Source organism: Agromyces binzhouensis (assembly GCF_004135055.1).
GTDB lineage: Bacteria > Actinomycetota > Actinomycetes > Actinomycetales > Microbacteriaceae > Agromyces > Agromyces binzhouensis.
Genome location: NZ_SDPL01000066.1, coordinates 1 through 10919, shown reverse-complemented (window position 1 = coordinate 10919; position 10919 = coordinate 1). Strand labels below are relative to the sequence as shown.

Annotated in this window: 10 protein-coding genes and 1 pseudogene; 6 read left to right on the top strand and 5 right to left on the bottom strand. The window is 71.1% G+C overall.

Translation table 11 applies throughout. The features are described 5' to 3' along the window. Together ESO86_RS05585 and ESO86_RS05580 are read left to right on the top strand one after the other, a co-directional pair. A partial coding sequence (locus ESO86_RS05585) for an amidohydrolase family protein (RefSeq protein WP_165307356.1) occupies positions 1 to 317 on the top strand: 317 nt, incomplete at its 5' end. A 34-nt stretch (positions 318 to 351) separates the two neighbouring features. Further along, a complete protein-coding gene (locus ESO86_RS05580; RefSeq protein ID WP_129233937.1) occupies positions 352 to 1263 on the top strand; it encodes a DNA-methyltransferase in 912 nt (303 codons plus the stop codon). A gap of 13 nt (positions 1264 to 1276) precedes the next feature. Here ESO86_RS05580 and ESO86_RS05575 read toward each other — a convergent pair whose 3' ends face one another. From ESO86_RS05575 to ESO86_RS05555, 5 genes are all read right to left on the bottom strand, one after another. Beyond that, entirely contained in the window at positions 1277 to 2302 is a 1026-nt protein-coding gene (locus tag ESO86_RS05575) for a LacI family DNA-binding transcriptional regulator (protein WP_242492221.1), read from the bottom strand. Positions 2303 to 2365: 63 nt separating this feature from the next. Continuing rightward, positions 2366 to 3847, bottom strand: coding sequence for a GH1 family beta-glucosidase (locus ESO86_RS05570; RefSeq protein WP_129233935.1), 1482 nt, complete (start codon positions 3845 to 3847; stop codon positions 2366 to 2368). Continuing rightward, the gene (locus ESO86_RS05565) at positions 3844 to 4761 is read right to left on the bottom strand and encodes a carbohydrate ABC transporter permease (protein WP_129233933.1); all 918 of its coding nucleotides are present in this window, start codon (positions 4759 to 4761) and stop codon (positions 3844 to 3846) included. Before ESO86_RS05565 ends, ESO86_RS05570 begins: the two co-directional genes overlap by 4 nt. Beyond that, positions 4758 to 5789 (bottom strand): carbohydrate ABC transporter permease, encoded by a 1032-nt coding sequence (locus ESO86_RS05560; RefSeq protein ID WP_129233932.1) that lies wholly within the window; start codon positions 5787 to 5789, stop codon positions 4758 to 4760. The genes ESO86_RS05565 and ESO86_RS05560 overlap by 4 nt, the downstream gene beginning before the upstream one ends. A gap of 80 nt (positions 5790 to 5869) precedes the next feature. Further along, positions 5870 to 7135 (bottom strand): ABC transporter substrate-binding protein, encoded by a 1266-nt coding sequence (locus ESO86_RS05555; RefSeq protein WP_129233940.1) that lies wholly within the window; start codon positions 7133 to 7135, stop codon positions 5870 to 5872. Between the two features lie 312 nt (positions 7136 to 7447). Here ESO86_RS05555 and ESO86_RS05550 point away from each other — a divergent pair, with 312 nt between their 5' ends. The 4 genes and pseudogenes from ESO86_RS05550 to ESO86_RS05535 all read left to right on the top strand — a co-directional run. Continuing rightward, positions 7448 to 8149, top strand: a complete 702-nt coding sequence (locus ESO86_RS05550; protein ID WP_129233930.1) for an amidase domain-containing protein — start codon at positions 7448 to 7450, stop codon at positions 8147 to 8149. Between the two features lie 65 nt (positions 8150 to 8214). After that, positions 8215 to 8949 carry a M15 family metallopeptidase gene (locus ESO86_RS05545; protein ID WP_129233939.1) on the top strand — a complete coding sequence of 245 codons (735 nt, stop codon included), beginning with the start codon at positions 8215 to 8217 and terminating at the stop codon, positions 8947 to 8949. Further along, positions 8942 to 10279 carry an MFS transporter gene (locus ESO86_RS05540; RefSeq protein ID WP_129233928.1) on the top strand — a complete coding sequence of 446 codons (1338 nt, stop codon included), beginning with the start codon at positions 8942 to 8944 and terminating at the stop codon, positions 10277 to 10279. The genes ESO86_RS05545 and ESO86_RS05540 overlap by 8 nt, the downstream gene beginning before the upstream one ends. A gap of 129 nt (positions 10280 to 10408) precedes the next feature. Further along, positions 10409 to 10919 (top strand): annotated as a pseudogene (locus ESO86_RS05535) (hypothetical protein); the annotation flags it as partial.

Below are 10919 nucleotides of genomic sequence, written 5' to 3'. Positions count from 1 at the left end.
CCTGGACGGCGCCCGAGCGCGTGGGCCTCGACCGCGCGCTGGAGGCCTACACGGTCGGCGGCGCGCGCGCCTGGCACCTCGAGTCGTCACGCGGTCGCCTGGCGCCCGGCACGGACGCCGACCTCGTGGTGTGGTCCGGAGACCTGTACGACCATGCGCACGATCCGTCGGGCCTGCTCCGCGAACACGCCGAACTCACGATCGTCGGAGGCAGGCTCGCGCACTCGGCGGGCGCGCTGTCGGAGGCGGACGGCGCCGTCGGCGACGACCCGGTTGCTGCAGCGCCCGCACGGGACCGACACGTGCACGCGCACTGACCCGGCCCATGGGGAGCGCTGGCAGACTTGAGCGGTGTCCGCCGACGAACCCGACCGCGTCATCCACGCCGACAACCTCGACGTGCTGCGGGCGTTCCCCGACGGCCGGTTCACGCTCGTCTACCTCGACCCGCCGTTCAACACGGGGCGGTCGCAGGCGCGGCAGTCGCTGCGCCACGTGCGGCGGGGCGGGGCGGATGCGGCGGCCGAGGCATCCGCCCCGCCGGTGTCGCAGGCCGACCCGGTGCCGACCCGACGGCTCTCGATCACCGGCTTCGCCGGCAATCGCTACGAGCGGATCCGCGGCGACCTGCTGCGCTACGACGACCGGTTCGACGACTACTGGGGCTTCCTCGAGCCGCGGCTCGTCGAGGCGTGGCGGCTGCTCGCCGACGACGGCACGCTCTACCTGCACCTCGACTACCGCGAGGCGCACTACGCGAAGGTGCTGCTCGACGCGCTGTTCGGCCGCGAGTGCTTCCTCAACGAGCTCATCTGGGCCTATGACTACGGCGGGAAGTCGAAGCGGCGCTGGCCGACCAAGCACGACACGATCCTCGTCTACGTGAAGGACCCCGCGTCGTACTTCTTCGATTCCGAGGCGGTCGACCGCGAGCCCTACATGGCCCCCGGGCTCGTCACGCCCGAGAAGGCGGCGCGGGGCAAGCTGCCGACGGATGTCTGGTGGCACACGATCGTCTCACCGACGGGCCGCGAGAAGACCGGCTACCCGACGCAGAAGCCCGAGGGCGTGCTGCGCCGCATCGTGCAGGCGTCGAGCCGGCCGGGCGACTGGGTGCTCGACGCGTTCGCCGGTTCGGGCACGACGGGCGCGGTCGCTCGCTCGCTCGGTCGACGGTTCGTGCTCATCGACGAGCACGCCGACGCGATCGAGGTCATGCGCCGCCGGTTCGCGGATGCCGCGGGCATCCGCTTCGACGCCTGACGTTCCGCGGGCCCTAGGCCGACTGCCGGCGCACCAGGCGCGTCGGCATGATGTTGCGGTGCGGCACGTCCTCGCCGGCGAGCAGGCGCACGAGCAGGTCGGCCATCATGTAGCCCATCTCCTCGGACGGCTGGTAGACCGTCGTCAGCGGGATCGCCGACGACGTGGCGGCGGGGCTGTCGTCGTAGCCGACCACGGCGACGTCCTCGGGCACGTGCCGTCCGCGCTCGCGCAGCACGGCGAGCGCGCCGGTGGCCATGAGGTCGCTCGCGACGAAGACGGCATCGAGGTCGGGGACCCGATCGAGCAGGCGACGGGTCGCGGAGACCGCTCCGGCGACCGTGAAGTCGGCGACCTCGACGGCGTCCGCGGGCAGGCCGGCGGTCTCCATCGAGCGGCGGAAGCCCTCGAGCCGGTCGACGGCGGCCGGCATGTCGAGCGGACCGGTGATCGTGCCGATGCGCCGCCGGCCGATCGCGAGCAGGCGCTCGGTCGCGGTCATGCCGCCCTCGAGGTTGTCGACGTCGACGAAGATGTCGGACTCGGTGATGTTCGGCGGACGGCCGCCGAAGACCATCGGCATCTGGTGGGCGGCCTCGTGGAGCTGGTGGTCGCCCTCGTGGTGCGACACGACGAGGGCGCCGTCGACGACCCCCGAGCGGAGGTAGCGCACGGTCTTGCGCGCCGGGTCGCTCGTGGACAGCAGCAGGTTCAGCAGGTACTCGCTGTCGTCGAGCCGCCGGGTGATGCCCTGCACGATCGAGGCGAAGTACGGGTCGCCGAAGAACCGCGTGGTGTCCTCCGGCACGACCAGCGCGATCGCCCCGGACGTGCGGCTCGCGAGCGATCGCGCCGCGCGGTTCGGGACGTAGTTGAGCTTCGCGATGGCGGCGTTGACGACCCGGACGACCTCGGGGGAGACCTTGGGCGAGCCGTTGACGACGCGGCTGACCGTCGCGCGCGACACGTTGGCCTCGCGCGCGACCATCTCCAGGGTCGGCGCAGCCGACCGCGCTCCGGCTCCGATCATCCCCGTCATGCTCGTCAGTCTATTTCCGTGAGGGTCTGGGCGGCGGGTCCGGTGCGGCTCGTCCGGGTCCGGTCAGCGGGCCGATTCCGCGGGCAGGCCGCGGTCGCGGATGACCCGCTGGTAGGCGAGCCCGCTGTCCTTGATCGTGCGCTCCTGGGTGTCGTAGTCGACGCGGACGATGCCGAACCGCTTGTCGTACCCCCAGGCCCACTCGAAGTTGTCGAGGATCGACCAGTAGAAGTAGCCGTGCACCGGAGTGCCCTCCTCGATCGCGTCGAGGATCGAGTCGAGGTGCGCGAGCAGGAAGTCGGTGCGCTCCACGTCGTGCACCGCGCCGTCCTCGGCGACCTCGTCGTCGTAGGCGGCGCCGTTCTCGGTGACGAACAGGCGCACTCCCGCCGGCCCCGTGTACTCGCGGTGCACGCGTCCGAGCAGTTCGCGCAGGCCGTCGGGCTGGACCTCCCAGCCCATCACCGTCCTCGGCAGGCCCTGCGAGTGGAAGTGCACGCCGTCGGCGGCGGGGAACGGCGACCGGGTCGGCCGATCGGTGGGGGCCTGCCCCTCGAGCGGCTGCGCCGCCGGCCGGTCGCTGACGTACTCGCCGTGGTAGTAGTTCACGCCGAGCGCGTCGATCGGCGCCGAGATGATCTCGAGGTCGCCCGGCCGGACGGCGTCGCGCAGGCCGAGGTGGCCGACGTCCGCGAGCAGGTCCCCGGCGTAGTGGCCGCGGAAGATCGGGTCGAGGAACACCCGGTTGAACTGCCCGTCGATGCGGCGGGCCGCGTCGAGGTCGCCGGGGTGCGACGGGTCGACGGGCTTCGCGACCGTGAGGTTCAGCGTGATGCCGAGCTCGAGCGACGCGTCGCGCTCCCGCAGCGCCTGGACCGCGAGCCCGTGGCCGAGCATGAGGTGGTGCGCCGCGCGGAGGCCGGCATCGACGTCCTGCCGACCCGGGGCGTGCGCACCGCCGGTGTAGCTGAGGAACGACGAGCACCACGGCTCGTTGAGTGTGGTCCACACCTTCACGCGGTCGCCGAGGGCGTCGTGCATCGTGAGCGCGTAGTCGCGGAACCGGAACGCGGTGTCGCGGTTCGCCCAGCCGCCCTGCTCCTCGAGGGCCTGCGGCAGGTCCCAGTGGTAGAGGGTGAGCCAGGGCAGGATGCCCTGCTCGAGGAGCTCGTCGACGAGGCGCGAGTAGAAGTCGACGCCCTTCGGGTTGACGAGCCCGCCGTCGGGGTGCACGCGCGCCCACGACGTCGAGAACCGGTAGGTGTCGAGGCCGAGCTCGCGCATGAGCGCGACGTCGTCGCGGTAGCGGTGGTAGTGGTCGCACGCCACGTCGCCGTTGTCGGCGTTGATGACGGCTCCGGGCACGCGGCTGAAGGCGTCCCAGATCGAGTCCGTGCGACCGTCCTCGTGGGCGGCGCCCTCGATCTGGTAGGCGGCGGCGGCAGCGCCGAGGAGGAAGCCCTCCGGGAAGCGACGCACGGCCGACGGTGCGCCGGCGGCCGCGGCATCCGGCGTCGTGGCGGTGATGGGCTGGATCGTGGTCATCCCTTGACGGCTCCTTGCATGATTCCTGAGACGAGCTGCTTGCCGGCGACGACGAACAGCAGGAGGAGGGGAATGGTCGACAGCAGCACGCCCGCGAGCACGATCGAGTAGTCCACGAAGTGGTTCGACTGCAGCAGCGACAGGGCGACGGGCAGCGTCGGGTCGCTGCGGTCGAGCACGATGAACGGCCAGAAGAAGTTGTTCCAGGCCGTGACGAAGGTGAAGAGGCCGAGCATCGCGGCGGCCGGGCGGGCGGCGACGACGCCGATCGTCCAGAACGTGCGGATCATGGATGCGCCGTCGACGCGTGCGGCCTCGATGAGCTCGTCGGGCACCGACTGGCGGAGGTACTGCGTCATCCAGAACACGCCGAACGCGCTGGTGATCGCCGGGATGATGATCGCGCCGATCTGACCGGTCCAGCCGAGGTCGGCGAACAGGATGTAGAGCGGCACGACGCCGAGCTGCATCGGAACGGCCATCGTGGCGACCACGAACACGAGCAGGGGCTTCGATCCTCGGAAGTGCAGCTTGGCGAAGGCCCAGCCCGCGAGCGTCGAGGTGACGACGACGGCTGCGGCGATCAGCGCCGAGCTGTAGATCGAGTTCCACAGGGCCGGCCAGAAGTTCACGGCCGGGTCGGTCACCACGGTGGTCGCGTTGGCGATGAAGTTGCCTCCGGGCAACCAGGAGAAGTCCGGGTCGTTGATCGTGGTCGAGTCGCCCGAACCGATCAGGAACGACCAGTAGAAGGGGAACACCGACCCGATGAGGACGACGACGAGGCCGGCGTACACCCAGAAGCCCGCCCGGCGGCCCTTGATCCGGGTCGTCCGGTTGTGCCTGCGCCGCGGCGTGTCCGGGATGCTCGACTCGACGATGGACAGTGCGGCGGGGGAGTTGAGGGAGCTCATGCGCGCACTCCCTTCTGCTTCTTGCGCGCCTTCGGGGCGCGGATGCCCTCGTCGCGGACGAGGGTCCGCGTCACGGCGAGGTTGATCAGGCCGATGAGGATGATGATGAGGAAGAGGATCCACGCGAGCGCCGCGGCCCGGCCGAAGTTCCACTCGCCCCAGCCGATGTTGTAGAGGAACAGCGTGATGGTGAGCCACTGCTGGGCGGGGCCGCCCTCGCCGGTGTTGTCGAACATGCGCGGCTCGTCGAAGATCTGCAGGCCGCCGATGGTCGAGGTGATGATGACGAAGATCAGCGTCGCCTTGAGCGAGGGGAGCGTGATGCTCGTGAACTGCCGGAAGGCGCCGGCGCCGTCGACGGTGGCCGCCTCGTAGTAGTCGCGCGGGATCGCCTGCATCGCTGCGAGGAGGATCAGGGTGTTGTAGCCCGTCCAGCGGAAGTTGACCATCGTCGCGATGGCGACGTGGCTCCAGAAGGGGTCCTTGTGCCACGGGACGGCGGGGAGGCCGATGTCGGTGAGGATGCCGTTCACGAGCCCGTGGACGTCGCCGAACATGTTGCTGAAGATCAGGGCGACCGCGACCGGCGCCATGACGAAGGGCACGAGCACGCTCATGCGCCAGAACGTCTTGCCGCGGATGTTGCGGTCGAGCATCGCGGCGATGAAGATCGCGACGATGAGCTGCGGCACGCTCGAGAGCAGGAAGATGCTGAAGGTGTTGCGCAGCGCCGTCCAGAACTGCGGGTTCTGCAGGATCCAGACGTACTGGCCGAAGCCGATGAACTCGCCGGAGTTGCGGACCAGGTCCCAGTCCATGAGCGAGATGACCGCCGTGTAGCCGATCGGGAAGAGTCCCACGACCGCGAACATGATGAAGAACGGCGAGATGTAGAGGTACGGCGAGAGCTTGAGGTCCCACCGGCTGAGGTTCTGGCGGAATCCGAGCACCCGGACCGGGCGGCCGGCGGGCGGGGCGGCGGCCGGCTCAGTCGCCGACGCCGGGGGGCGCGTTTGCGTCGTGGTCACGATGGCTCCGAATCGGTGGATGGATGCGTCGGGGTGGGTGGTGCGGGCCGGCCGGGGCCGACCCGCACCACCGTGTCGGCCTAGAAGGCCTCGACCTCGGCGACCCAGGTGTTCCACGAGGACTGCTGGTCCTCGGCACCGTCGAACACGCGGTTGACCGCGTTCTGGAGCGCGTCGTGGTACTTGAAGTAGTCGGCGTCCTTGTAGGGGGCGACCGACACGGCTGCGGCGCGGTTCGAGAGGATCTCACCGCTCGGCGCGTCGTTGAAGTACTCGTTGGTCGCGCTCGCGAGCTCATCGCTCTCGAGGGCGTCGAGCTGGCTCGGGAAGGTGCCCGCGTTCGCGAAGGCCTTCATCTGCGTCTCGGGGCTGGTCAGCCAGTCCGCGAGCTCGAGGGCGGCCTCGACGTTCTCGCCGTCGGCGGGGACGGTCAGGTACGACCCGCCCCAGTTGCCGCCGCCGTTCGGGAAGACGTCGGCGACGTCCCAGCCCTCGACATCCGCGGCGCTGCCGGAGATCACGCCGAGCATCCAGCCGGGGCAGAGCATGGTGGCGAACTCGCCGTTCGCCATCGAGGCGAACCAGTCGTCCGACCACTGGCCCGAGTACGCCGAGTTCGGGATGGCGCGCTCGGTGACGAGCTGGTACGCGTCCGCGATCTCGGGGTTCTCGGTGGCGATCACGGTGCCGTCCGGCTCCGTGTACGTGTACTCGATCTGGTTCACGATGCCCTGGAGCACCGAGTTCGCCGAGTCGATCATGGGCTTGCCGGTCGCCTCGCGGTACTGGTCCGCCACGTCGAGGAAGTGCTCCCAGTCGCCGTCGAAGAGGTCGGCGACGCCCTCGCGGTCGCTCGGCAGGCCCGCGGCCTCGAACAGGTCGGAGCGGTAGCAGATGCCCTGCGGGCCGATGTCGGTGCCGAAGCCGATCAGGCGGCCGTCGGCGTCCGTCGCGGCGGCCTCCTTCCAGTCGAGCCAGCGGCCCTTGACGCTGTCGGGCGCCTCGGCGAGCAGGTCGGAGTACTGCATGGCTTCGGCGAACCAGTCGATCTCGACCGCCTCGACGTCGGCCAGGCCGCCCTTGCCGAGCTTCTGGAAGTAGTTGGCGCGGGCGTCGCCGGACTCGGCGGCGACGTTGTGGACGATCGTCACGTCCGGGTGCTCGTCCATGTACTCCTGGAGGAGCTCATCGGTGTAGCCGAAGTTGTTGAACGTGGCGACGGTCAGCTCGATCGGGCCGCCGTCGTCGGATGCGCTGTCATCGCTCGCGGCGCAGCCGGTGGCGATGAGGGCGAACGATGCGGCGCCTGCGAGGGCGGCGATCGCCTTGGTGCGTCGTGAAAGCATCACGGTCACTCCCTTGTGTGCGTGGAAACGGATTGCGGGCGCGTCGCTCGAGCGCAGTCGTTCTCCGGTGAGAGCGCTCTCACGATGCGATTCACGATGCTAGGCAGTCACCCCTCGATCTGTCAAGAGAGCGCTCTCACAGTTCCGCGATCGTGACCGCGGCGTGATCGAACCCGCCGATCGGGGAGTCGGACGCCCCGCATCGCCGCATCGCAGATCCACCGCTCGCACGCAGCCCGCTCCCGGCGTCCTCCGAGGCGTCGCGGTTAACGTGATCCCGTGCCACGTACCCGAACTCCTCGACGTCGCGCCGTGGCGACCCTCATCGGCGTCACCGCGCTGGGCACGATCTGCCTCGTCGGATGCGCCGGCGTCCCGCCGCTGCCCCCGCAGGTCGCCTCGGCCGACTCGGCGTCACCGACGCGGAGCGGGGAGCCCGACTTCGAGGACGGCGACGACGGCGACGCCGAAGGCGACGGCACCGGCTCGGACGTCGCCGAGGCCGACGCGGATCTCGTCGCCGATCGGACCAGCGACCCCGCCGTGCTGGCGCAACTCGACTACGCCCTCGCATACTGGTCGGACTACAACATCGAGGAGTGGGGCGTGCTGGAAGGCAACGACTGCGTCAACTTCGCCAGCCAGGCCCTGGTCGCGCGCGGATGGGAGCAGACCGACGAATGGCACCATGGCGGTGACCCGTACTCGTCGACCGCATCGTGGCGCAGCTCGACCGCGATGCACGCCTGGCTCTCCGCGCACCCCGAACTCGCGACTCCGCTCGACGACGGCGACCGCGACCAGGTCCGGCTCGGCGACATCGTCCAGTTCGACTGGGACCGCTCGGGCGACCGCGATCACACCGGGATCGTGACGCGCATCGAGCGCGGCGACGGCGAGGTGCGCATCGCGTTCGCCGGCCACACGAAGGACAGCGCCTACCGCGACGTCGACGTCGCCATCACCGAGGAGCACCCCGGCGCCGAGGTCTACTACTGGAGGCTCGCCGGGTGACGTCGTCCGGAACCGGACCGTCCCCGCGCGTCCGTCGCAACCGCCTGATCGCTGCGCTCATCGGAATGGTCCTGGTCGCTGCCGTCGCCGTGTGGGCGATCGTGGCGTTCGCCCCGTCCGCCGACTCCGCGGGCCCGACGGCGACGCCGTCGCCGACGCCCACGGCGACACCGCGCCCCGCGCCGACGGCGACGGCGACGCCGACGCCGGTCGACACCTTCGACAGGAACGCGCACTCGATCGACGATCCGGACAGCATCTGGGTCGTCGTGGACAAGCTCCGCCCGCTGAACCCGATGGACTACGAACCGTCCGACCTCGTCGTCGTGCCGGTCCCGCACACGTGGGAGCCCCTCATGCGTGCTGAGGCGGCCGACGCGGTGGTCGAGATGTTCCAGGCCGCCTCCGCCGAGGCGGGCCTCTCGCTCGCCTCCAACAGCGCGTACCGGTCGTACGAGGCCCAGGAGCGGATCTACGACAACGACGACGAGCTCACCGCGCGCCCGGGATTCAGCGAGCACCAGACCGGGCTGACGATCGACATCGGCCCGGAGTCGGGCAACTGCTCCCTCGCCGTCTGCTTCGGCGACACCCCCGAGGGGCAGTGGCTCCGCGACAACGCGCACCGCTTCGGCTTCCTGCTGCGCTACCCGGCCGACAAGGTCGAGGTCACCGGCTACCAGTACGAGCCGTGGCACTTCCGCTACATCGGCACCGACCTCTCGAACGAGATGCACGAGAAGGGCGTGACCACGCTCGAGGAGTTCTTCGGCCTTCCGGCGGCACCGAACTATGGCTGACGCGATCGATGGCGCATCCGGGGCGGAGACGCCCGCCGCCTCCTCGTCCGGGGTCGAGGAGGCGGGTGCAGCCGGGCGGATGCCGCCGACCGAGTCGGCGCCGCGCCGGGCCGGGCTCCAACTCGGCCTCCTGATCGTCAACCAGCTCCTCGCGGGCATCGGCGTCGCGACCGGCATGGCGCTCGCGGCGATCCTCGTCTCCGACCTGACGGGCGTCCCCGCCCTGGGCGGCCTCTCGCAATCGGCCAGCGTGCTCGGCGCGGCGATCGCGGCGATCCCGCTCGCCAGGCTGGCGGTGCGATCCGGCCGGCACGTCGCCCTCGCGATGGGATACGCGTCCTCGGCGGTCGGCGCGGTGCTCATCGTCGTGGCCGCGTCGACGGGCATGGTGCCGGTCGTGTTCCTGGGCCTCGCCGCGTTCGGCGCGGGCACCGCGGCGGGCCTCCAGGCGCGCTTCGCGGCGACCGAGGTCGCCGCGCCCGGGTTCGAGGCGCGGTCGATGTCGCTCGTGCTCTGGGCGACGACCATCGGGTCGGTGGCTGGCCCGCTGCTCTCGTCGACCGGTGACGATCTCGGCCAGGCCGCCGGGCTTCCCGCGCTCGTCGGGCCGTTCGTGCTCTCCGGTGCGGTGTTCGCGATCGCGACGCTCATCGCCGCGGCCGTGCTGCGGCTGCCGCGGGCCGGCCGCCTCGTCGCCGACGGGACCTCCTCGGGGTCGAGCGAGCGGGTCGGGTCGTGGCCGGCGTTCCGCGCGGCCTTCCGCGACGCGCGCGGCCGGCTCGCGATCCTCGCCATCGTGTGCGCGCACACCGTGATGGTGGGCGTGATGGTCATGACGCCGGTGCACATGACCGGCCACGGCGTGCCGATCGCCATGGTCGGCGTCGTCATCAGCATCCACATCCTGGGCATGTACGCGGCGAGCCCTCTCATGGGGTGGCTCGTCGATCGGATCGGCGCGCCGCGCGTGATCGCCCTGGGCGGTGCGATCCTGCTCGCCGCGACGCTCATCGGCATCTTCGCCCCCGGGGACTCCATGGTGCTGATCCCGGTCGCGCTCGGGCTGCTCGGCCTCGGCTGGTCCGCGGCGCTCATCGGCGGCTCGACGCTGCTCACGACGACGGTCGAACCGGCATCGCGGGTGGCGCTGCAGGGGGCGACGGATGCCGCGATGAACGTCGCCGCGGCCGCATCCGCGGCTCTCTCGGGCGTCGTGCTCGGACTCGCCGGCTTCGCGGGCGTGAACCTCGTGGCGATGGTGGTGCTCGTGCCGCTGGTCCTCGCCGGGGTCGCGATGGCGCGACGCGCGCGCCGCAGCCGGGCCGCGTGAGTCAGGCGCGCGACGGCGCGCATGATCGCGCTCTCACGGTCCTCCCAGTGCGCGCGAGGGATCCTCACAAGATCGCATGATGGACTGCGGTGTCCCCCGAAATGCCGACACGGAACACCCACACGCCTCGTGCCACGAAACCTCCTCCTGCCTGCCCACCGTCGATCCACGTACCGAGCCCCCGAGCCGGATGCCGCGCGCGACTTCGACCTGACGCAGCCTCCCGGAAGCGCCGACTCCGACGAACGTCGCAGGGCGGCGCTCGCCGCCGTGCGCGCCGGACTCGACCTGCCCGAGCCCGAGCTCGAGGCCGTGCCGCTGGGGGCGACCCGGCCCGGGACCGCCCGGTCGACGTTCACCGCCCCAGCGACACCCGACCCCACCTCGTCCGACTCGACCGTGCCCGATCCGGCCGAGCCGGTGCCCCCCGTCGTCGAGACCCCGATCGTCGACACCTTCGTCCCCGGTTCCCTCGCCGAGGACGGCCCGGTCCCCGGTTCCCCCGCCGGCGACCCGGTCGCGGACGACCCCGCCGCGATCTCCGTCGGCTCGGCCGTGCCCGATCCGGCCGAGCCGACGACCCCCGAGGCGAGCAGCGCAGGCGCCGGGGCCGCCGCCGGCGGCGTGCGCACGCTCGGCG